The organism is Rhodococcus sp. SORGH_AS_0301 (assembly GCF_030818285.1).
GTDB lineage: Bacteria > Actinomycetota > Actinomycetes > Mycobacteriales > Mycobacteriaceae > Rhodococcoides.
The window spans coordinates 2,800,970-2,823,031 of record NZ_JAUTAC010000002.1 but is presented as its reverse complement, the minus strand read 5'-3'; the positions used below and the strand labels follow the sequence as shown (position 1 = coordinate 2,823,031).

Annotated in this window: 20 protein-coding genes and 1 pseudogene; 9 read left to right on the top strand and 12 right to left on the bottom strand. The window is 68.2% G+C overall.

Annotated elements, in window-relative coordinates; all coding sequences use genetic code 11:
- Positions 1 to 36: 36 nt before the first annotated feature.
- The 6 genes from QE397_RS13860 to QE397_RS13835 form a co-directional block, all read right to left on the bottom strand.
- A complete protein-coding gene (locus QE397_RS13860; RefSeq protein WP_307095363.1) occupies positions 37 to 1,122 on the bottom strand; it encodes a glycosyltransferase family 4 protein in 1,086 nt (361 codons plus the stop codon).
- Positions 1,119 to 2,639: a flippase gene (locus tag QE397_RS13855; protein WP_307095361.1), complete on the bottom strand. Its 1,521-nt coding sequence runs from the start codon at positions 2,637 to 2,639 to the stop codon at positions 1,119 to 1,121. The genes QE397_RS13860 and QE397_RS13855 overlap by 4 nt, the downstream gene beginning before the upstream one ends.
- Positions 2,639 to 3,691, bottom strand: a complete 1,053-nt coding sequence (locus tag QE397_RS13850; protein ID WP_056447022.1) for a glycosyltransferase family 1 protein — start codon at positions 3,689 to 3,691, stop codon at positions 2,639 to 2,641. Before QE397_RS13850 ends, QE397_RS13855 begins: the two co-directional genes overlap by 1 nt.
- Positions 3,601 to 4,974, bottom strand: a complete 1,374-nt coding sequence (locus QE397_RS13845; RefSeq protein WP_285188042.1) for an O-antigen ligase — start codon at positions 4,972 to 4,974, stop codon at positions 3,601 to 3,603. Before QE397_RS13845 ends, QE397_RS13850 begins: the two co-directional genes overlap by 91 nt.
- 19 nt (positions 4,975 to 4,993) lie before the next feature.
- The gene (locus QE397_RS13840) at positions 4,994 to 6,364 is read right to left on the bottom strand and encodes a sugar transferase (protein ID WP_081821047.1); all 1,371 of its coding nucleotides are present in this window, start codon (positions 6,362 to 6,364) and stop codon (positions 4,994 to 4,996) included.
- Between the two features lie 271 nt (positions 6,365 to 6,635).
- Positions 6,636 to 7,355, bottom strand: a complete 720-nt coding sequence (locus tag QE397_RS13835) for a GAF domain-containing protein (RefSeq protein WP_027504123.1) — start codon at positions 7,353 to 7,355, stop codon at positions 6,636 to 6,638.
- Between the two features lie 202 nt (positions 7,356 to 7,557).
- Here QE397_RS13835 and QE397_RS13830 point away from each other — a divergent pair, with 202 nt between their 5' ends.
- The gene (locus QE397_RS13830) at positions 7,558 to 8,625 is read left to right on the top strand and encodes a cellulase family glycosylhydrolase (RefSeq protein ID WP_307095357.1); all 1,068 of its coding nucleotides are present in this window, start codon (positions 7,558 to 7,560) and stop codon (positions 8,623 to 8,625) included.
- Positions 8,626 to 8,687: 62 nt separating this feature from the next.
- Here QE397_RS13830 and QE397_RS13825 read toward each other — a convergent pair whose 3' ends face one another.
- Positions 8,688 to 10,238, bottom strand: coding sequence for an HNH endonuclease signature motif containing protein (locus tag QE397_RS13825; RefSeq protein ID WP_307095354.1), 1,551 nt, complete (start codon positions 10,236 to 10,238; stop codon positions 8,688 to 8,690).
- A 407-nt stretch (positions 10,239 to 10,645) separates the two neighbouring features.
- Positions 10,646 to 10,885 (bottom strand): hypothetical protein, encoded by a 240-nt coding sequence (locus QE397_RS13820; RefSeq protein WP_307095352.1) that lies wholly within the window; start codon positions 10,883 to 10,885, stop codon positions 10,646 to 10,648.
- Between the two features lie 73 nt (positions 10,886 to 10,958).
- On the opposite strand from QE397_RS13820, the gene QE397_RS13815 reads away from it, so the two are divergent.
- The 7 genes from QE397_RS13815 to QE397_RS13785 all read left to right on the top strand — a co-directional run bounded on the left by QE397_RS13815 (position 10,959) and on the right by QE397_RS13785 (position 18,619).
- Positions 10,959 to 12,104, top strand: a complete 1,146-nt coding sequence (locus QE397_RS13815) for a lipase family protein (protein ID WP_373425237.1) — start codon at positions 10,959 to 10,961, stop codon at positions 12,102 to 12,104.
- Positions 12,105 to 12,163: 59 nt separating this feature from the next.
- Positions 12,164 to 12,850: a response regulator transcription factor gene (locus QE397_RS13810; protein WP_027504120.1), complete on the top strand. Its 687-nt coding sequence runs from the start codon at positions 12,164 to 12,166 to the stop codon at positions 12,848 to 12,850.
- A gap of 71 nt (positions 12,851 to 12,921) precedes the next feature.
- Positions 12,922 to 14,394 carry a HAMP domain-containing sensor histidine kinase gene (locus tag QE397_RS13805; protein WP_231476140.1) on the top strand — a complete coding sequence of 491 codons (1,473 nt, stop codon included), beginning with the start codon at positions 12,922 to 12,924 and terminating at the stop codon, positions 14,392 to 14,394.
- 41 nt (positions 14,395 to 14,435) lie between these two features.
- Entirely contained in the window at positions 14,436 to 15,836 is a 1,401-nt protein-coding gene (locus QE397_RS13800; protein ID WP_307095349.1) for a S1C family serine protease, read from the top strand.
- A 95-nt stretch (positions 15,837 to 15,931) separates the two neighbouring features.
- Positions 15,932 to 16,426 (top strand): molybdenum cofactor biosynthesis protein B, encoded by a 495-nt coding sequence (locus tag QE397_RS13795; RefSeq protein WP_197027709.1) that lies wholly within the window; start codon positions 15,932 to 15,934, stop codon positions 16,424 to 16,426.
- 803 nt (positions 16,427 to 17,229) lie between these two features.
- The gene (locus QE397_RS13790; protein ID WP_307095346.1) at positions 17,230 to 17,949 is read left to right on the top strand and encodes an MspA family porin; all 720 of its coding nucleotides are present in this window, start codon (positions 17,230 to 17,232) and stop codon (positions 17,947 to 17,949) included.
- 247 nt (positions 17,950 to 18,196) lie between these two features.
- Positions 18,197 to 18,619, top strand: coding sequence for a hypothetical protein (locus QE397_RS13785; RefSeq protein ID WP_056447534.1), 423 nt, complete (start codon positions 18,197 to 18,199; stop codon positions 18,617 to 18,619).
- 80 nt (positions 18,620 to 18,699) lie between these two features.
- On the opposite strand, the pseudogene mscL reads toward QE397_RS13785, so the two are convergent.
- From mscL to QE397_RS13765, 4 genes and pseudogenes are all read right to left on the bottom strand, one after another.
- Positions 18,700 to 19,147, bottom strand: a pseudogene (gene mscL / locus QE397_RS13780) (large-conductance mechanosensitive channel protein MscL).
- 101 nt (positions 19,148 to 19,248) lie between these two features.
- Positions 19,249 to 19,905: an SAF domain-containing protein gene (locus tag QE397_RS13775; RefSeq protein WP_307095344.1), complete on the bottom strand. Its 657-nt coding sequence runs from the start codon at positions 19,903 to 19,905 to the stop codon at positions 19,249 to 19,251.
- An 89-nt stretch (positions 19,906 to 19,994) separates the two neighbouring features.
- Entirely contained in the window at positions 19,995 to 20,330 is a 336-nt protein-coding gene (locus QE397_RS13770; RefSeq protein ID WP_081821044.1) for an FmdB family zinc ribbon protein, read from the bottom strand.
- Between the two features lie 93 nt (positions 20,331 to 20,423).
- Positions 20,424 to 21,023 (bottom strand): 5-formyltetrahydrofolate cyclo-ligase, encoded by a 600-nt coding sequence (locus QE397_RS13765; protein ID WP_373425296.1) that lies wholly within the window; start codon positions 21,021 to 21,023, stop codon positions 20,424 to 20,426.
- A 63-nt stretch (positions 21,024 to 21,086) separates the two neighbouring features.
- On the opposite strand from QE397_RS13765, the gene QE397_RS13760 reads away from it, so the two are divergent.
- The gene (locus tag QE397_RS13760) at positions 21,087 to 22,043 is read left to right on the top strand and encodes a UTP--glucose-1-phosphate uridylyltransferase (RefSeq protein ID WP_051612960.1); all 957 of its coding nucleotides are present in this window, start codon (positions 21,087 to 21,089) and stop codon (positions 22,041 to 22,043) included.
- The last annotated feature ends 19 nt before the right edge of the window (positions 22,044 to 22,062 follow it).

Genomic DNA, 22,062 nt, shown 5'->3' with positions numbered 1-22,062 from the left:
GTGAGGAATGGATGATGGCTCTTTCTGTCGTGGCATTCATGCGGTCAATTCCGTCAACAGTCGGGGGAGGGTGACCGAGATGTCGTGACGCGTCGCGACGGTGTCCCGCGCGCGTGCTCCCATGTCCGCGCGCGCCGCGTCGTCGCCGAGCACCCTTCGCAGAGCGTCGGCCAGTGCCGCCGCGTCACCCGGCGGGACCAGCACGCCCTCCCCGCGAGCGAGGAACTCGGTGGGACCGCCGTGATCGGTGGCCACCACCGGCACCCCGTGGGACATGGCCTCGAGGACGGACAGGGGCCCCGCCTCGGGGAGAACGCTGGCCGACACCACGACGTCCCACCGGCGCAGCGCGCTGTCGGGATCGACGTGCCCGAGGAAGCGGACACGTCCCGCGAGATCGGGACGTGCTGCCCGCGTGTGCAGTTCGTCGACGTACGCCTGATCGCCGGAGAAGCTGCCGCCCGCCAGTTCGACCACCACGTCGTCGAGCCTCGCGACCGCGTCGAGCAGAACGAGGTGCCCCTTCCACGGAGTGAGGAGCGCGAGCATGCCCACGACGGGCGGCGAGTGCGTGGGGGCGGCGAAATCCTCCACGGGCCACGGCACGCCGTAGGGCACGATCTCCACCTCGATGCCGAGGTCGCGTACCGGTGCCGCCGCGGCGGACGTGCACGCGACCGCGCGGCGGACGGCGCCTCGACTCGCCGACGCCACGGCGCGCTGGCGTCCCGCCGCGATCGCATCGTGCACCAGCCAGGCGACACCGTGCGGTGGCCGGGCGAGTCGCGCTGCGGGCAGGGCGAACAGCGAGTTGACGACGGTGTGGGTCGCCGGCCGTCGCGTCACCGCACGCAGCGTCCGTGCGGCGGACACCCACCGCGCCGCCATCCTCGCCGCGGCGCCGATGCGGGCGACTCCCTGCTCTCCGCCCAGGCCCAGCTCGGGGATCGCGACGTGCACCGCGGCGTCGGGCAGCGCCTCGGACAGTGCCCCGACGGGACAGACGACGGTGACGCCGCCCGGCCCCCGCAGTGCCTCGGACACCAGCGACAGCAGCATCTTCTCGGCACCCGAGATGTTCGCGGTGTGCGCGACGAACACGGTGGTGCGGTCCGGAGTCACGAGGCGACTTCCGGGGCAGGAGAGTTGCTGCGCGAGTCACGCTTGGTCAGGAGGAACCCGCACGCGGCGACCAGGAGCGCCGCGACGACCGAGATCAGGAACCACAGGGACGGTGCCGCGTCGACGAGCAGTGTCGCCCCGACCGTCACCGCGGCCGTGACGGCGGCGAGCACGAGGATCGGCGACACGGCGAGCAGCCCCGACATGGGCATGCTGCGCTCGATCACGACCCACAGCATGATCACCGTGACACCGAACGTGACGACGGTGGCGATGGCGGATCCGTTGTAGGACAACCTCGGAATGAGCGCGACGTTGAGGCCGATGTTGAGAGCGAGGCCGAACAGCGCGACGAGCGGGTAGTGCCGCTGCATGCCCGCGGAGGCGAGCAGGAAGATGCCGAGCAGGATGAGCGACATGATCGCGGCACCGAGGACGAGGAGCCGTGCCGCGTCGGAACCGGGAGCGAAGCGCTCGCCGTAGAGCAGGCGGATGAGCGGCTCGGCAGAGGGCCAGAAGCCGGCGACGGCGACGGCGCCGAAGGTCGCGAAGTACAGTCCCGCGGAACGGGATCGGGCGCGGAACGTGGCCGTCTCGCTCGGCCAGGCCGCCACGAGGAGGGTGCTCACCGGCGCCACGGCGGCCAGCGCGATGGTGTCCATCATGTCGGAGAACTTGTAGCCGATGGAGTACAGGCCGACCGCGTCGAAGGTGTCGAGAAGGCTCAGCATCAGGACGTCGATCTTCAGCATCGCGATGGTCAGCGCGAAGCCGATCGCGAGGGGAATCGCCTCGCGGAGGTAGGCACCCCACCGGTGGACGTCGATGTGACGAGACGGGCGCAAGCCCACCGACCGCCGCCGCACCGCGAGACCCTTGCCGACCGCGCGGAACGCCTCGTTGAGCACGGCCGGCAGCACGAAGATCAGCAGCACCGGCGCGAAGACGGCGGCGAGGATCGTGAGCACCAACTGCAGGCCCTGGCCCAGGCTCTCGATGACCGCGACCAGCAACAGTCGATGGCGAGCCTGGAACAGCACGGAGAGTGCGTGGGACGGCGTCGCGAACACCACGACGAGGCCGCCCAGAGCGGTCGCCGCGATGACCTCACCCGGGTACTGCAGCACCACGACGTAGCCGACGGCGAGCACGTACCCCACGAGTCCGAGCACGGTGCGCAGTGCGAGGAACGACGAGGCGGTGCGGCCGATCTCCTCGGCGTCGTCGTCCATCAGTCGGGCCAGGACGACGCGGCCGACGCCGAGGTCGGTGACGACGGACATGAGTCCGAGCAGCGCGAAGACGAAGCTGAACTGACCCCACCCCTCGGGGCTCAGCGAGCGGGCCACGATGACGCTGCCCACCCAGCCGAGTCCCGCCACGATCACGCGGGAGATCAGCACCGCCGCGGTCGCCCGCGCCGCCGCCTTCGGATCGGCGGCGAGCGCGCGATAGTCGGGTGCAGTCGTCTCGGGTTCGGGGGTGACGGCACCCTCGACGGTGATGTCGTCGTCCATCAGAGCAGGCCTGCGTCCCGATAGGCGTCCGCGGTGCGCTCGGCGGTCCGGGCCCACGTCAGGTCGGCCATCGCGTGCAGGGCCTCGGTCACCAGGTCCGCGCGCGCCGTCTCGTCGAACATCAACGGGCTCAGTGCCTCCGCCCAGTCGTCGACCCGCTCGTTGTCGAGCAGCACGGCGCCCTTGCCGACCACCTCGGGCAGGGCGCCCACCGCGCTCGCGACCACGGCGCCGCCGCACGCCATCGCTTCGACCGGGGGCAGCCCGAAGCCCTCGTAACGCGACGCGTACGCGGTGACGGTCGCCGCCGCGTACAGTGCGGGCAGGTCCTCCACGTCGACGTAGCCGAGCCCGTTCGCGTAGCGGGGTGCGTCCGGGCCCGTGGACCCCGCGCCCGCCAGGAAGAAGGGCACGCCCAGCTTCTCCGCGGCGTCGGCGACCAACTGCACGTTCTTGCGCGGCTCCACGGTGCCCACCTGCATGACGAAGCGTTCGGGCAGACCGTACTTCGCGCGCACCGTCTCCACCGCGCCGTCCTCCGGGGGCACGGCCCAGGCTGCCGGGGCGAGTTCGACGACCGCGGCGTCGCGGCCGCTGACGGCCTTGATGCGGTCGGCGGTGAACTGCGAGACGGCGATGAGCAGGTCGGCCTTGCGCAGCGACCGTCGCACGAGGCGCTGTTCGCCGGCGGCGCGGAAGCGACTCGACGCGGACGGCATGTCGATGACCGAGATGTCGTGCACCGTGGCGACGGTGGCGCCCCGGCCGACGAGGGGGAGATCGACGTCGAGCCCGTGGACCACGTCGTGCGATCCGACCGGGAGCGCACCGAGCACCGCGCGGACGGCACCGCCGGACACCGGCCGGGGGAGCGCGTCGACGCCCGTCGGCAGCTCGCCGATCGCGTCCTTCTGGACGACGGCGGCGAGGTCCGTTCCGGGGAGACGGCCGGGCAGCTCCCTCAGGAGCTCACGGATGTACGTCTGGACGCCGCTGCCGCCGGGACGGAGGGCGAGGGCCCCGAAAACGATTCGTGTTGTGCTGCTGCGCATCCCACAACTCCTAACAAGAGCCAGAAATAGACGTCGATAGGGAAGATCTCGAAATAGGTGGCCACCAGCGACGCGAACATCGCCGCGACGATGGAGGCGCCGACACCGAGTGTCAGCGCGCCGTCCTGACCGGGGAGGGTGCGGGAGAGTCGCGTGCACCAGATCAGGGCGGTCACCAGGAGCGCGAGGACGGCCCACAGTCCGATCGGACCGAGTTCGAGAGCCGTCTTCACGTAGTAGTTGTCGGGCTGGTAGTTGGTGGACAGCCCGAGCGACCCGGTGATGTTCTCACCCTGCGCCGACGAGATCCGGTCCGCTGCCGCACCACTCGACCCGAGCCCCTCGCCGAGCCAGTGGGTGCGCACCTTCTCGATGACCTCGTTCCATCGACCGCCACGTTCGTTCAGGCTGCTCGACGAGAAGAAGACCGACGTGATCTTGGGGACGAACGGCAGAATTGCGCCGACGAGCGCCGCCATGATCACGAGCAGCCCGCCGAGTGCGCGGAACCGGATGATGGTCATGTAGATCAGCCCGACCGCGAGTCCGAGCAGCGCCGCTCGCACGATGGCACTCGACATGGCGACCACCATGAACGGGCTCGCGCACAGGAACAGCAGGTTGCGCCGGCGCATGGGGTTCGCGAGCGCCACGGCTCCGCCGACGAGCAGCGACAGCATCACGTAGAGCCCGAACGGGAAGGGCAGGTTGAACGTGCTGAACGTGCGGAGCAGCCCGCCCGACGTCCGGACCTGGGTGCCGTACTCGTACCCGATCGCCACGAGCGCCGCCGGTCCCGCGAGCAACTGAGCGATGCCGACCAGGGACGTGAACGCGCCCATGCCCATGAGGATGCTGACGAGGTGGTCCCGGTCGCGGGCGTCGAACGGCGCGAGCCACAGGATCGCCACCAGCAGCAGGTAGAAGAACGTCACCTTGATGCCGACAAAGCCGATGATCCCGAACGACAGCAGTGCCGACGCGGTCCCGAACACCACGAACAGGGCTGCGGCCGGCCACCAGGGCATCAGCAGTGTCGGACGACGCGGGCCCAGCGCTCGACTGCGCCGGATCCAGGCGCTGCCGAGCGTGAAGATCACCAGGCCCTCCTTCCAGCCGGCGACGAAGCCGGGCAGCGGAAGGATGGCGAGGAGACCGTTCAGCGGGACGAACGCGGCCAGCAGCAGCACCCCGAGCTGCGGTCGGTGAAAGACCGCGCGTGCCACCAGGAACGCGACGACCAGCACGACGACCGCGGCGAGACCCTCGAGGACGATCAGCATGACGGGACCGCCGACACGGTCAGTCTTCCGCCTTCTTCAGGACCGCGGCGATGGTGAGGAACAGGATCTTGATGTCGAGGGACAGCGACCAGTTCTCGATGTAGTAGTTGTCCCACTCGGCGCGGTCGGCGATGGACGTCTGTCCGCGCAGTCCGTGCACCTGCGCCCACCCGGTGACACCGGCCTTCACCCGGTGGCGCTCACCGTAGCGGCGGATCTGCATCTCGAACAGATCCACGTACGCGGGGCGCTCCGGTCGGGGACCCACGAGGCTCATGTCGCCGCGAACGACGTTGAGGAGCTGGGGCAGCTCGTCGAGCGACGTCTGACGCATGATCTTGCCGATACGGGTCCGGCGATCGACGCCCTCGACGCCGCCCGGAGCGGCGCCCTCGACGCGAGTGAACTCGGCGTCCGAGGCACGCGGCGGACGCATCGACCGGAACTTGAGGCAGCCGAACGGTTTTCCGTCACGGCCGATGCGCTCCTGGGAGAAGAAGATGGGTCCGGGGGAGCTCGTCTTGACCAGCAGCGCGAGCACCAGGAAGACGGGGGAGAGGACCAGCACGCCCAGTCCGGCCAGGGTGCGGTCCATGACGCCCTTGACGACGAACTGCCATCCCTTGGGGTCGGTGTGCGGCAGCACCATCAGGGGCAACCCGCCGAGATGCTCGACGCGGGTCCGCACGCCGACGGTGTCGAACAGGCGCGGTACCAACCACACTCGCATGCCGTTCGAGTGGGCGGTGCGGATGGCCTTGACCAGACTCTCGGTCGGAACGTCCGAGAACCCGATGACGAGCTCCTCGGCACCGGTCTGCTCGATGGCCTGCGCGAGCTGCGACGGTGTGCCCATGTAGGGGACGGTCAGTGCCTCGGGAGTGTCGGGCTGCGGATCGACCGCGGGTGCCTTGTCGAGCACGCCCACGGGGTCGAGGCCGTACTCGGGGAACTGGTGCATGCGCGACGCCAGCTGGTGGGCGATCGGACCGCCGCCGATGATGAGCGTCGGAGCCGCCGACTTGTGGTTCACCCGCAGGTACCGCTGGATCGCGGTGCGCAGGAACCGCGCCACCGCCACCAGGATCGCCGCGGCGATCCACACCCGGACCATGAAGAGGCCGGGCCGGTACTCCGTGCCTATGACCAGCAAGATCGTCAGCACCAGCAGAGTGGCGAGCGCGACGGACGTCTCGACGGGACCGATCTCGTCGAGGAAGTTCCGGCGGAGTCCGCGTCGGTAGAGCGAGCGGGACGCCAGGATGAGCAGAACCAGCGGCACGAACAACCACGGCACCCAGCCGTAGTCGATGCCGCCCGTTCCCGGCCAGAACCTCGCCACGGCAACAGCCACGATCGCTGCCGTCGCGTCTGCCGCGATGGTGACCATCGTGTGTGCGGGATCGACGCGAAGACGGTCCGCTATTCCACGTTCATTGGACACCCTCGTGGCAGGGGCGTTGCGTAGCAACGTATCTCGCGATTCCAGTGTTTCGGACACAGGATTCACTCCGTACGGACCTAGTGGTTGACCGACCGAGGTCAACACTAGACCATTCTTTGGAGTTGTCTTCTCAGAATGGTCACGGCGCCATTACGGAAAAGCGACCGATGGACAGACTAACGAGGCGAAAATGTAGATCACGCCCGGAATGGTTCGCTCACTCGAAAATTCGCTCGCGAACCATCCACGCGATGTCCTTCAGTACCTGTACGTGCCCCGTCGTCCACTGACGTGGTTCGGCGTCCCAGACGCACAGCGTGCCCACCGCGTGACCGCCGTCGTCCACCAACGGGATGCCGAGGTAGGAGATGAAGGTCTTGTCCAGCACGCCGGGGTGGTTCATGAACTTCTCGTCGAGGCGGGCGTCCTCCACCAGCAGTGGTTCACCCAGGGCCACCGTGTGGCGGCACATTCCGGCCTCGAGGGGAATCTCCCGAGGTCGTTCCTCCTCCGGCCCGAAACCGACAGCGCTCTTGATGAACTGTCGGTCCTTGTCGATCAAGGAGATCGAGGCGCCCGGCGTGGACAACGCGTCCGCGGCCATGGCCACGATGCGGTCGTAGGCCGGTTCGGACGGGGTGTCGAGCAGCCCGGTGGCCTCGACGGCGCGCACGCGATCGGGATCGGTGACGATCGCGGGCATGTCGGATGCCGCCGGAGGTGTGGACGCGGGCGTGTCGGGCACCGGATCCGCCGTCGACTCGAGGCGCTTGAGCAGATGGCCGAGATCGGTGTCGTCCGCCTCGGCAAGTTCTTTCACCAGGCGTGTCATGACGGCGCGCCGAACATAGGCGGGCACCGTCTCGCCCACCCTCACGGCCTGCTGTTCCAGAACCTCGTTGAGGCGGGCGTCGAAGCCGTCGTTTCCCGTCGTCATTTCGCCGATACTAATGCAGGCTTGTACGGGATCGAGCGTTGTGGAGAATCATCGCAGCCGGAGCCTCGCCGGTGTCCGTTTTCGCTGGTACGCCCCGCGCGGCCGCCGCTGTTAGCCTGGGCCGGTGCTCACCGATCGGTCTGTTTCGCGTTCGAGGCCGACTCGGCGCGGAGCCGGTGCCGGGTTTCTCCGGCGATGCAGCGTGTCTGGTGCCGCTGTCCTTCTCGTTCTCGTCGGTGTGCCGGCACCGGCATCCGGCGCTCCGTCGGGCGAGGTACCGCGGTGCGTCGCGGAGTCCGACGGCGTCCGGGTGGGCGGATCACCCGGCGGCTCCTTCGGATTCCTGTCGGACGAGGACCTCGGACGCGAACTCGACATCGCGAAGAATGCGGGCATGTTCTCGGTCCGCATCGACATCGACTGGTCGGTGGTGGAGCCGCAGCCCGGTCGGCGCGACTGGTCGTCGACGGACAGAGTGGTCGACGCCATCGTCGCTCGGGGTATGTGCCCGTACGCCATCGTGACCTACGCACCTGCCTGGGCGCGTGTGGCGACGGCTCGGGATCAGCCCTACGCCCGGCCGGCGAGTCCGGACGCGTTCGCGGCCTTCGCGGCACTCGCCGCGGAGCGGTACCGCGACCGAATCGTGTTGTGGGAGGTGTGGAACGAGCCGAACATCACCACCTACTTCACGCCGCTGCCCGACCCGACGGTGTACGCGCTGATGCTGCGCGCGACGTACCGCGCCATCAAGAAGGTGCAACCGGAGGCGCTGGTGCTCGCCGGCGGTATGGCGCCCGCGGTGAACAACGGCACCAACATCTCGCCGACCGCTTTCCTCTCGTCGCTCTACACCCTCGGAGCGAATCGTTATTTCGATGCCTTCAACGTTCACCCGTACACGTGGCCGTTCCTTCCGAACGATCTGTCGACGGCGGCATGGAACACGGCGATGGCGATGTGGTCGATGCACGATGTCATGAGTGCCGAGGGTGACGGCGACAAGCAGATTTGGATCACCGAGATGGGCGCACCCACGGGAACGAACGCGAATGCCATGAGCGAGGAGGGGCAGGCCGAGTCCATCGGCATCATGCTCAATGCCCTTCTCGGCAATTCCTGGCTCGGGCCCGCGTACGTCTACAGCATGCGTGACTCGGGCAGCGACGAGTCCGACACGGAGCAGAACTTCGGAATGGTGCGCCGCGATTTCTCGCCCAAGCCTGCGCTCGCCGAGATCACGGAATTCACGGCGGAACATTCCGGCTGACGGTGCCAGGCCGGCGCAGTGTCGAACCTGAGGTCGCCCTCGGCTCACCGTCTCGGATTCGATCAGTCGTCCGGCGGCGGTGCGAGGTGCCGTTCGGGAAAGTTCAGGTGGTTCGGGATGCCGTGCCGACCCTCGTCGATGACGGCAGGCGGATGCCATAGCACTGTGCCCGGGTACGGATGACTCGGGGGAGCGGTGCTGGTGGCCCACTGGCCGGCACGTTCGCCGACGAGCGGATGGTGGACGTCGCACGCCAGCGCGAGGTCGTCGATGTCGGTGAGGCCGCCCGCCGCCCAGTCGTCGACATGGTGGGCCTCGCACCGTGACGCGGGCGCCGAGCATCCCGGCCCGGTGCAGCCGCGGTCGCGGGCGAACAGGGCGAGCCGCTGGTCGGTGCTCGCGCACCGGCGGGCTCGGGCGAAGTGCAGCGTGCTGCCGGTGGCCCCGTCGAAGACGCGGAGGTAGTGGTGCGCCTCGGCCGCGAGCCTGACGACATCGGCCACCGGGACCGTGGATCCGGTGGCGGTGATTCCGAGACCTGCTGCGGCGGTGAGCTGGTCGAGTGACACCGACACGACCATGGACAGGGGCAGACCACGATGCTGTCCGTGTCGACCCGAGGCCAGCACGTCCTTCAGGAGGTAGGTCAGTGCATCGTGATTGCGCTGGCCAGGGGTGCGGTGGTCCCACTCGGCCTCGCGGTCGTCCGACTCCTCCGCCGCGGCCGGCTGTCCTGCGTCGCCGGACGGGACAGCGTCGGTGGGGGTCGTGTCATCGTTCGCGGGCGGGGCGTCGAGATCGACTGAACCGTCGGGAGCGTTCGTTCCGGGTGCCGCGAATTTGGCGAGGAACGCGTCGAGGAGGGCGCGCAGCACCGGGTCGACGCAGAAGCGGCCGGTCGACATCGAATCGGGGCCCTGGGGGTCGATCTCGAAGAAGCGCTTCCTGGCGCGGTCGCGATCGTCGGGCTCCGCTCCGTCGGGATCGAGGTATTCGGTGAGGCGCGTCGCGATGGCCGTGAGCTCCTCCGGTCCGACCGTGCGCGCAAGGTTGGCGAGAGTCTGCTCGGCGGCGTCGCGCGTCTCGGCATCGACGGCGTGAGGGAGCTTCTTCAGGAACGAGCGGATGATCGAGACGTGTGCGTCGGCCAGCGCGCCGTCCCGCGCTGCCGCGGCCGTGTGGGTCAACGGCGGATCGAGCGTCTCACCCGTCATGGTCGTTCCGGTGCCGAGATCGCGTGCCACGGCAAGGCGGGATGCCGCGGCAGCCGTGGTGATGCGCAGCATGTGCGCCAGTGCGTGCGGAACACCGCTCGCGCCGATCGCACCGATCACAGAGTCGAATCCCGAGCCGGCCACCAGGCCGTTGAGCCAGGTGTGTGACGCGCCGGTGAGCAGGCGCCGGGTGTTCTCGGCCCCGCAGACCAGCGCCAGTCGGTCCTCGCTGGTGAGCGTCGACGCGTCGAGCATGGCGATGCCCTCGACCGCGGAGCCGAGCTGGGCGAGTAGCGCGCACACGCGGGGATCGTCGACAGGTGCGGCCACAGCAGGCAGCGCGCCGACACGTCGGCCCATCTGCACCTGCCAGGCCGACCCTGGATCCCCCGATTCCATGACCTCAGACTACATGGAGTAGAACATATGTTCGATATTAGATGTCACCGAATACGGACAGAGAACTGCCCACCGTTCACAGGTGAACGGTGGGCAGTCGTCGATGTGCGTCGGTGTCAGCGCGAACGGTAGCTGTGCGACATCTGGCGTCCCCGGAAGTCCAGGTCGCGTCCGCCGGACAACAGTGCGACCGCGAGTGCTGCCGCGCCGACGAGTGTCAGTGTGATCATCATGTGTTTCCTCCGATCGTGCTGAGGTCGGTTCCCCTGACCGGCCCCGGCGGGAGCGTGTCCCGCCGCGCTCCATGATTGCCCGCTGCGAGGTGGTTTCCACCGGAATGAGGGGCACCCCACGTGGTGCCGATCGGGGCGACGGCGGTCACAACTGAGTGTGACGCGAGGTCACGGCTACTCGCGTAGGCCGTCCGCCAGCTCGAAGACCCGGCCCATGTAGCGGGAGACGAAGACGTCGAGCGCGTGGTCGGACAACTCCAGGCACCCCACCCGTCGGAACCAGTGTTCGAGGTCCACCAGCTTGTCGCCGAGGGCCACTCGGTGGTCGTCGAGCGCCCGGAGCTCGTCCGCGACCGCGCGCAGCTCGAGCACCTTGTCGTTCACCGAACTCTGCGTCGCACCCACCTCATCCATGACTGAAGAGCGTAGCCGTGATCGAACGTATGTTCTAGTCCGGAATCCGGCGCCGGAGCGGTACGGTGACGCCGTGCCGAACCGCTCCCGCCGCCTGCTGCGCGCCTTGGTGACCCTGACCGCCACGACGTCCGTCGCGCTGACCCTCACGGGTGTGGCGCAGGCGCAGGACCGTGATCCGGGCACTCTCGTCGGATCGACGGCATCACCGGCCCCGATTCCGGGAAGTGTCGACGCCCGGCGCATCACCTACTGGTCGGTGGGCTCGCAGAACGAGCCGGCCCTGAGTACCGGTGGCGTCCATCTGCCGCCCGGCGAGGCGCCCGAAGGTGGCTGGCCTGTCATCGCGTGGGCCCACGGCACGTCCGGGCTCGGCGACGACTGCGCTCCGTCGGTCGTCGGCCCCACGTTGCCGGACCGCGACTTCCCGTACCTCCAGACGTGGCTGAACCGCGGCTACGCGATCGTCGCCACGGACTACGTGGGACTCGGTACCCCCGGAGTGATGCCGTACCTGGACGGCAAGGTGCAGGCGCACAGCGTCGTCGACAGTGTCACTGCTGCAAGGGAACTGGAGCCGACGCTGTCGAATCGCTGGGTCGCGATCGGCCAGTCCCAGGGCGGCGGCGCCGCGGTGACCACCGCGCGGTACGCCACCGAGTACGGCGGCGACGGCCTGGACTACCTCGGCGCCGTCGGGACCGGCGTGCCCGCCAACATCGAACTCGTTCTGCTTCCGCTCGGGCCCGGAGTCCCGCCCGTCGCGATTCCGGACGGTCTGACGTCCTACGTCTTCTACATCCTGGCGGGGTTGCGTGCCGCCCATCCGGAGATCGATCTGAACTCCTACCTGACTCCGCTCGGCCGGCAGTGGGTGGACACCGCCGAGACGCAGTGCGCGAACCCGTTCCACGATGCGGTGTCCGGGCTGCGACTCGGCGACATGTTCTCGCGGCCGCTGGCGCAGATCCCGAACGTGTACGGACTACTGAACGACTACATGGGTGTGCCCACCTCCGGGTACGACCGTCCCGTCTTCATCGGCCAGGGTCTGCGGGACGTCGATGTGCCTGCACCGTCCGCCCTGTCGCTCGCGGCGGCCATGACGGCCAACGGCGAACCGCTGACCTTCCGGACCTACCCGGGCGACCACAGTCAGACGTTCCGTGACTCGCAGCCCGATGCGATCGCGTTCGTCGACCGACTGTTCGGGCGCTGACACCGGCCGCCCCTGTGTCCTCTCAGCAGCGTCTCAGTCGTCGGGGCGACACTGTTCCCATGCGTGTACTGGTGACCGACGACGATCGTGCCGTCCGAGAATCGCTGCGACGGTCGCTGACGTTCAACGGGTACACCGTGGACCTGGCCACCGACGGTCTCGACGCCCTCGAGAAGGTCGCGGCCGAGCGACCGGACGCGCTGGTCCTCGACGTCATGATGCCCCGGCTCGACGGGCTCGAGGTGTGCCGTCGCTTGCGCAGCACCGGAGACGACCTGCCGATCCTGGTCCTGACGGCTCGTGACTCCGTGTCCGAGCGGGTGGCGGGTCTCGATGCCGGGGCGGACGACTACCTGCCCAAACCGTTCGCGCTCGAGGAGCTGCTGGCACGGCTGCGCGCACTGTTGCGACGCACCGGTGGGGAACTGGGTCCGGACAGCGAGGCCATGACGTTCGCCGATCTGTCACTCGACCCCGTCACGCGCGAGGTGCGACGGGGCGAACGGCCCATCAGCCTGACCCGCACCGAGTTCTCGTTGCTCGAGATGCTGCTCGCCAACCCCCGACGGGTGCTCAGCCGGAGCCGCATCCTCGAGGAGGTGTGGGGCTACGACTTCCCGACGTCGGGCAACGCCCTCGAGGTGTACGTCGGGTATCTGCGGCGCAAGACCGAGGCCGACGGCGAGACTCGTCTCATCCACACCGTCCGCGGTGTGGGTTACGTGCTGCGGGAAACGCCTCCGTGATGGTTGCTCCCTTCGGCCGCCGGCGGGGCGAGGCCGGGACCGACAAGGGGCGCGCGGCACAGGACGGACTCATGCGTCCTCCGATGCCCCTCACCCGCTCGGTGTCCCTGCGGTGGCGTGTCACGCTGCTCGCGGCGTCCGTGGTGGCCATCGCGGTCGCCGTCATGGCGATCGCCGCGTACGCGGTGGTGTCCCGCGCGCTGTACGGCGACGTCGACAATCAGCTGCGTACCCGGGCGAGTGCGCTGATCGAGACCAACCTCGTCGCCTTCGATCCCCGGTACGTCGCGGGCGCCACGCTCTACAGCACCGATGTCAGTGTCGCGCTGATCTTTCCGGACCTGACGAAGTACATCCCGCCGGGTTCGATCGTGCCCATCGGTGACCCCGAGATGGACGTCGCGCTGGGACAGTCGACCTCGTCGCTGCGCACCACCTCGGGAGCTCGCGTTCTCGCGGAGCGCACGCAGACCGGAAGCACGCTGGTGATCGCACAGCGGCTCGCTCCCACCGGCCAGGTCCTGGATCGACTGGCCTGGGTGCTGTTCGTCGTGGGCGGCTGTGGCGTCGTCCTCGCGGCGGTGGCCGGCACGGCGGTGGGACGCACCGGTCTGCGACCCATCGGACGGCTGACGGCGGCGGCCGAGCGTGTCGCCAGAACCGACGACCTGACGCCTATTCCGGTGACGGGCAACGACGAACTCGCCCGCCTCACCGACAGTTTCAACACGATGCTGCGGGCGCTCGCCGAGTCGCGGGCGCGGCAGAGTCGACTCGTGGCGGACGCGGGTCACGAACTACGGACCCCGTTGACGTCGTTGCGCACCAACATGGAACTGCTGATCGCGTCGAGTCGGCCGGGTGCGCCGCGCATCCCGGAGCAGGACATGGCGGAGCTGCGTCTCGACGTGGTGGCGCAGATCGAGGAACTGTCCACGCTCGTCGGCGATCTGGTCGACCTGGCACGTGAGGACGCCCCGGAGAACGTCTTCGAACGTGTCGACATGGCGGATGTCGTCGAGCGCAGCCTGGAGCGAGTTCGCAGGCGTCGCAACGAGATCGACTTCGACTCGATGACCACGCCGTGGATCCTGTACGGCGACCAGGCGGGTCTGTCCCGCGCCGTCCTCAACGTGCTCGACAACGCGGCCAAGTGGAGTCCGTCGGGCGCCACCGTGCACGTGGCGATGATCGCCCGGCCCGACGGCCTGCTCGAACTCACCGTGTCCGACGCGGGTCCGGGTATCGCGCCCGAGGAACGAGAGCTGGTGTTCGAACGCTTCTACCGGTCCACCGCGTCGCGGTCCATGCCCGGATCGGGACTGGGTCTGGCGATCGTGCGCCAGGTGGTGCTCAAGCACGGCGGAACCATCGCGGTCGAGGACTCGGTCACCGGCGGCACCCTGATTCGAATCGTTCTTCCGGGGGAATCCGCCGGTCCGCAGGATCTGCTGGGAACAGGATCGCAGGACCCACAGGCCACTGACACGATGATCTCAGCGCCCTCTCAGTCCGGCGGAGCATCGTCGATCAGGACGACGTGAGGTGACCGGTGCGAGCTGGTCATGGAGATGGAGCGAAACGCATGAACGAGGACCGCACCACTGGTGACACCGGCCGCGACGGCCGGGACGGCGCATCGGAGCCCACCGCGCAGCAGCCCGCGTACGGGGGCCAGACACAGCCCCAGTACACCGGGTGGGACGGTCGACAGTCCGGTCAACACCAGTCGGGTCAACACCAGGCCGGTCAACACCAGGCGGGTCAACACCAGCAGCCCCACAACCCGTATCAGCAGCCTCATCAGCAGGGACAGAACCCCTACCAGCAGAACCCGTACCAGCAGCCGCAGTACTACGGCGGGACGGCGCCGGCGACCACGTCGCGGAAGCCGGGGCGTGCAGCCCTCGTCGCAGGCGCCATCGCCCTGGCCCTGGTGAGCGGTGGAGTCGGCGGCGCGGTCGGCGCCATCGCTGCGGACGGCGGCAACGGTGGCGTGACCAACGCCCTCAATCAGCCCGTCACGCAGGCGAACCCGGCCGCCAACGCCCCCGACGGTTCGGTGCAGGCCGTGGCCGGCAAGGTGCTCCCCAGCGTGGTCCAGATCCAGGTGGCGGGCCGCACCGCCGAGGGCGAGGGGTCCGGCGTGATCCTGTCCTCCGACGGCCTCATCCTGACGAACAACCATGTCGTGTCCGGCGCGGGTGCGAACGCCCAGCTGACCGTCTCCTTCAACGACGGATCCACGTCGTCGGCGACGGTGGTCGGTGCGGACGCGTCCTCGGACATCGCGGTGATCAAGGCGCAGGGTCGCAGCAACCTGACGCCCATCGAGCTCGGCACCTCGGACGGTCTGCAGGTGGGTCAGGGTGTCGTGGCCGTCGGTTCGCCGCTCGGCCTCGCCGGCACGGTGACCTCCGGCATCATCTCGTCGCTCAACCGCCCGGTCGCGACCAGTGGCGAGTCGACGGACCAGACCACGGTGATCGACGCGATCCAGACCGACGCGGCCATCAACCCGGGCAACTCGGGCGGCGCGCTCGTGGACATGAACGGCAAGCTGGTCGGCGTCAACAGCGCCATCGCGACGTTGGGAGCGGGCGCCAGCTCGTCCGAGTCGCAGAGCGGGTCCATCGGCCTCGGCTTCGCCATCCCCGTCGACCAGGCCCGCCGCATCGCCGACGAGCTGGTACAGACCGGCAAGGCGACGCAGGCGATCATCGGCATCAGCGTCCCGAGCCGCGACGACGCCAACGGAGCCACGGTCATGGCCGTCACCGACGGCGGGCCGGCCGCGCAGGCGGGCATCCCGACCGGTGCAGTGGTCACCAAGGTCGACGACCGCGTCATCGCCAGCGGCGACGCACTCATCGCGGCGGTCCGCTCCCACGCCCCGGGCGACCAGGTCTCGGTGACCTACACACAGGGTGGCAACGAGCAGACCGTGCAGGTCACGCTCGGGACGGCCCCGAGCGGAGGCAACTGATGAAGCGACCCCGGATCGTCCGTGACCGTGGGCACCTCACGCCCATCGTCGGGCACATCGAGTCTCCGTCGGGCCCGGGCATTACGGTGAGCGACATGACTATGGATGCAGCCGTGGCCGGACGTGCGCTCGTCGTGATCGTCGACGACCGCACGGCTCACGGAGATGCCGACTCGACCGGACCTCTGGTCAACGAACTGCTGACCGAGGCGGGCTTCCTCGTCGACGGTGTCGTCGTGGTCAGCAACGACGAGGTGGACGTGCGCAACGCACTGAACACCGCGGTCATCGGCGGCGTCGACCTGGTGGTCTCCGTCGGCGGCACCGGCACGTCGCCACGCGACGTCACCCCGGACGCGACGGCCGAGGTGCTCGACCGTGAACTCCTCGGCATCAGTGAGGCGCTCCGCTCCTCCGGACTGGCGGCGGGGTCGCTCGACGCCGGCCTGTCCCGCGGGCTCGCCGGAGTGTCCGGCAGCACGCTGGTGGTCAACTTGGCCGGGAGCCGCGCGGCCGTCCGCGACGGAATGGCGACGCTGACGCCCCTCGCCGCCCATGTCATCGGTGAGTTGTCCAGCCTTGACGGCTGACGACCCCCAGAAGAACGACCCTCGAGCCGGCGACGCAACACCTGTCGATCCGGACTCCGAGGACACTGCGAGCCGGGCCCGTGCACGACGGGCCCGGCTCGCTCGTGTGTTCGGCGATGTTCTTCCCGAGTCGACTCGAGACGACGGAACGTCGGGCGAACCACATCGAGGTGATTCGTCCTCGGGCTCGGAGGAGTGGTTGAGGAGCCAGAGGCCTCCGCATTACGACTAGTTTTGTGTGATCCACATCACTGGGAGTTACCACAGTGCGAACCCGGTGTTGCCTGTCTGTTAACCGCGAATTCGTCTGAATTCGGACGACCGCCCCGAGAGTTACCGCAGGGTAGATGTGACTGGTGTGACTGGCAACCCCCGTCGAGCAGTGGTTCCGCTCGGGGTCGAGTCGAATAACGCCCACGTCACGGGCACCCGGGTACCCGATTAGCACAGTCCGACGACGTTTCGCGCCATTGGAGCTGCGGCGCGTCGTGCGGCCAAAACGCTTGTGACGCACGTTCACACGCACGAAACGTGGACGGCGGTTTTCGGACGCAACGCCGCGAACGTAGGGATTGTCACGGTCCGAATCACCCTCTAAGGTTTCGCTCAGGTTCAACGGTGGATGCTGAATCGATACGAGGACGCGTCCAACTTGTGTTCCTGCACTGCCCGACGCGTAAGCCATGAGCTTGCAGTCGCCGCCTGATACGGTTCGCTCGCAAGCGAACCGCTCGGGAGGACGTCAGAGCCCGACAGCGCACCCGAGGCGAACACGCCGCGGGACGAACATGATGAGGAAGTACATGACCGTAATTCGTAAGCCGCGGCGCAGCCGGGGGCTCAAGTCCATGAGTGTTGCAGCTGTGGCAGGCGCCTCGGTCGTCGGCCTGGTTCTCGGAACCGGCACTGCAAACGCGGGCGTCGACGCAAGCAACACCGTTGTTGACGCTGATGGCAACGCCATCACGATCAACCTCGAGGACACCTTTGTGAACAGCGTGTTCCCGCTTGACGGCAACCCGCTGACCCGCGAGTGGTTCGGCAACGGCCGAATCACCTGGTCGGTCGCAGGTCCGTCTGCTGACGACTTCGAGGGCACGGTCAAGGTCGGCTACCAGGTCGGTTACCCGGGCAGCCTCGGTGGTTCACTCAACATCGACTGGGCAACGCCCACAGTCGGCCTGAAGCTCGGCGGAACGCTCGGCGGTGGCACGGGTTCGATCGCCGATGCTCCGATCGCCGCTGACGTCCAGCTTCTGCCCGTCGCAAGCGCCAATGTCGAGATCGCGCCCGGCCCCGGCATCACGCAGTCCGAGAGCGCTGTTGCAGTCGTCGACGAGTCGGCCGACATCACCGGTGGCGAGCAGGAAGCAGCCGGCACCGATGGCTCCATCCAGCTGGCCAACGTCCATGGAACCGCCACCGGCATCCTGGGCAACGTCCGCGTCCGTCCGTACGCCTCGATCGTGTCCGCCACCGGCGACACGGCCGTCGCCTACGGCCCCGTGTGGACCTTCAACTGATCCTGGCCCAGCCAGTATCAGTTGCCTGCTGATCGGTAGTCCGCTGCCACAGCAGATCTGAACACAGACGAAGCCCCATCCGGGTCATCCGGGTGGGGCTTCGTCGTGTTCGTGAAGCGTGACAATGGCGTGCGACAACGGTCGGTGGCATGTCACGAGCATCCGAAGGTCCACCGCCCCACTGCGTTCCGACGTCCACGCATCCTGTTGAATGGTCGGCATGAACTCCGGTACCGCGACTCGTGTGATGACTGCAGCTTTCGCCCTCACGGCCCTGGTGGGCCTGTCCGCCTGCAGCAGCGGGGATTCCGGGACGTCCGACGACTCGTCCGAGAACGCCACCGCCTGCACTGATTTCGAGACCACGTACGACCAGTTCACCGCCCTCGTCAAGGCCGGCCCGGCCGACACGGACGTCCAGACCTGGACCGACGCGAAGACCGCCGAGATGCAGAAGTTCCAGCCTCTCGCGGACACCGCCACCGGTGATGTCGAGTCCTCGCTCAGCACGCTCATCGGTGCGCTACCCGCCGATTCCCTCGAACTCACCGAGCCGGACAGCTCGTCCGGTCAGGCGTTCGTCGACAACTCGACGGCAGTGGTCGACGCCTGCTCCGCGGCCGGCACCGCGATCACCCTCGACGAGTTCCCGCTGGTCAAGTTCAACTGATCCCGCTCGTTCGAACAGACGACGAAGGGCTCGTCCTCACCGTGCGGTGAGGACGAGCCCTTCGTCGTGTCTGTGGGTGACTACGTGGTGGTGGTGCCCGGCGTCGTGTTGCCGGTGATGCCGTCCGAGGTGGTCTTGACGCCGTCGGACCGGCCCTCCGCCAGAAGGTCCCGGATCTGGATCAGGATGTCCTGATCGCTCAGAGCCTTCTCCTTCTTCGTCGCGAAGCGGTTCTTCGCGGTGTTCACCGGGAGGATGAGCACGAAATAGACGACCGCCGCGATTATGACGAAGTTGATCACCGCGGTGATGACGGCTCCGATGTTCACGAATGTCGCGTCGTTGCCGGAGCGGATCAGGAAGCCCCAGCCCCAGCTCGTTGCTCGCCCCGATGGACGAGATCAACGGGTTCACGATGTTGGTGGTGAATGCGGTGACGATGGCCGTGAAGGCCGCACCGATGACCACTGCGACCGCGAGGTCGACCACGTTCCCGCGCAGCAGGAAGTCCTTGAAGCCCTTCAACATGCGATCCGCCCCTACTCTCGTCGATCATGGATTGAGCCACGACGAGAGTAACCGACCAGCGCGTCTCGATGGGCGCGGCGAAGCCCGGGACCCGGGGACGGTCACCGCAGCAGCACCGTCAGTGCATCGGAGAGCGACGCAGCGGCGACGGCCGACGCGTCGTCCGCGCGCAGGGCGACCAGGACGAGCTGGTCGCGTCGCGACACTCCGGAGCTCGGGGCGGAAACCATCACCACGGTGGCGCTCTCGGCGATCACCCCGGACGGGGACGTGTCGTCCGGCGCCGCCCGCACCACGTCGACCACGTCGCCGGCTCGAAGCAGTTGCGCCAGCTCGGGATCGGCGAGGCGGATCGGCACGATACGGGCATCACCGGACGGCAGGGTGGCGGACGCCAGCCGGGGCCCCAGCAATCGGACGTCGGTGAGCGCCTCGCCGGATCGGACGGGTCCGGCGACCGTCCGTCCCACCGCGTCGTCCACCGACCGCAGCGTTCCGTCCGCGAGCAGAGACGAGTCGACGCGGGTCAGCGTGACGTCGGCCGCCGTGAGTGAGGTTCCGGGCGCGAGGTCTGCGGCGGTCACGACGACCGGGACCTCGGTCCGCGACGGATCGGTTCGATAGGTCGAGACGACGGCGAGCCCGACGAGAGCAGCGGCGAGGATGCGTCGAGCGGCAGGTGACCGCAGACGCGGTGGTAGAGGCGGGATGCGGTCGAACAGGCGCGCAGTCAGCGGGTGATCGACCGTGGGAGACATGACGCGACCGTAGAACGCGGGCGACGCAGGACGCCGCCAGGTTTCACGGTGCCCGGGGACAGCGGTTCGACGCTCCCCGGGGCGGACGATCAGCTTGCGGCGGCGGGGGTGGAGGTGCTGGTCGACTTCTTCTCACTCGAGGTGGTCGAGGTCGAGTCGGACTTCGTGTCGCTCTTCTTCTCGCTCGAGCTCTTGCTGTCCGAGGAGCTGCCGGAGTCGGACGAGCCCGACTCGCTGCTACTCGAACTGCCGCGGCTGTCGTTGCGGTAGAAGCCGCTGCCCTTGAAGACGATGCCCACGGTGTTGAACAGCTTGCGAAGCTTGCCGGAGCACGCGGGGCAGACCGTCAACGAGTCGTCCGTGAACTTCTGGACGATGTCGAACCGGTTGTCACACTCGGTGCACGCATAAGAGTAGGTAGGCACGTTTCCTCCGCTGTCGGTCCCTGACTGGCACTCTACAGTCGACAGTGCCAGCGTCGGCAATCGAGGCAACGTCCGTGCAGGTGGCGCTATTCCTCAGCCGTGGCTGTCGTGGCCGAGTCGCTGCAGCCCCGACAGCGGCGTCAACACGTGGGTCATGCGCACGTCGTGCGTCTCGGTGGGCAGCGCGTCGACCAGGTCGTCGTCGTACACCACGCCCACCAGCCACGCGTCCGGCCGGACGGCATCGAGTGTGCGGTCGTAGAAGCCGGCGCCCCGGCCGAGGCGACCGCCGCTGCGATCGACGGCGAGTGCGGGTACCAACACGATCGACGCGTCCGCGACGGTCTCGGGAGGAAGCGTCGGGCCGGACGGTTCGCGCAAGCCGTACGCGGCCGCGACGAGCGAGTCGGGTCCGCGGTACTCGGCCCAGGACAGCGGCCCCGGTTCACGCGCGACGGGCAGCAGCACTCGCAGTCCGGCGGCCAGTGCGGAGTCGAGCATGCTCGCATCACCGGGCTCGCTACCCACCGGTACGTAGGCGGCGACAGTGTCGCCGCCGCGCTCCCGCGCATCGGAGGCCAAAACCGACACGGCGTGAGAGAGTGCCTCTGATGCCCGCTCTCGTGCGTGGACGTCTCGCTGCTTGCGGGCAGTGAGTATGCGTGTCCTCCACTCGAGTTTGTCGTCACTGATCACGGGGGAAACCCCAGTGTCTCGCGAAGGACGATTCGCGGTCTACATGGATAGGGTGTGCGCATGAGCTCAGCAAACAGTGAGTCCGTGGCCGGTGGCAAGAAGCCGTCGTTCCGTACGGCCGTCGTACCCGCTGCAGGCATGGGAACACGTTTCCTCCCCGCCACGAAAACGGTACCGAAAGAGCTACTGCCGGTGGTCGATACGCCCGGAATCGAGCTCGTCGCCGGAGAAGCTGCCGATTCCGGCGCGCAGCGTCTCGTCATCGTCACCTCGCCCGGCAAAGACGGTGTGGTCGCCCACTTCGTCGAGGATCTGGTGCTGGAGAACAAGCTCGAGGCGAGCGGCAAGCTCGAGATGCTCGAGAAGGTCCGTGTCGCGCCCGGACTTCTCGACGTCCAGTCGGTGATCCAGGCGGAGCCATTGGGTCTCGGACATGCCGTCGCGTGCGCCGAAGAGGTGCTCGACGACGACGAGGACGCGATCGCAGTGCTGCTCCCGGACGACCTGGTGATGCCGCGGGGTGTGCTCGACGTGATGTCGCGGGTGCGTGCCAAGCGCGGCGGAACCGTGTTGTGCGCCATCGAGGTTCCCGAGGACGCGGTGTCCGCGTACGGAGTGTTCGACACCGAGATCGTGCCCGACGCAGTGAACCCCAACGTGCTCAAGGTCAACGGCATGGTGGAGAAGCCCAAGAAGGAGGACGCGCCGTCGAACTACGCGGCGGCCGGCCGATACCTTCTGGACCGGGCCATCTTCGATGCGTTGCGACGAATCCAGCCCGGCGCCGGTGGCGAGTTGCAACTCACCGACGCCATCGCTCTCCTCATCGAGGAGGGTCATCCGGTACATGTGGTGGTGCACCGCGGAGTGAGACACGACCTCGGAAATCCCGGGGGTTACCTCCGCGCTGCGGTTGACTTCGCACTGGAACGCGAAGATTACGGTCCGGCACTGCGCGAGTGGCTCCAGGAGCGCTTGAGCGACAGCTGGGCACCGGAGCTCACGACCTACGAGTGACGCCCGGTCGACACGGATG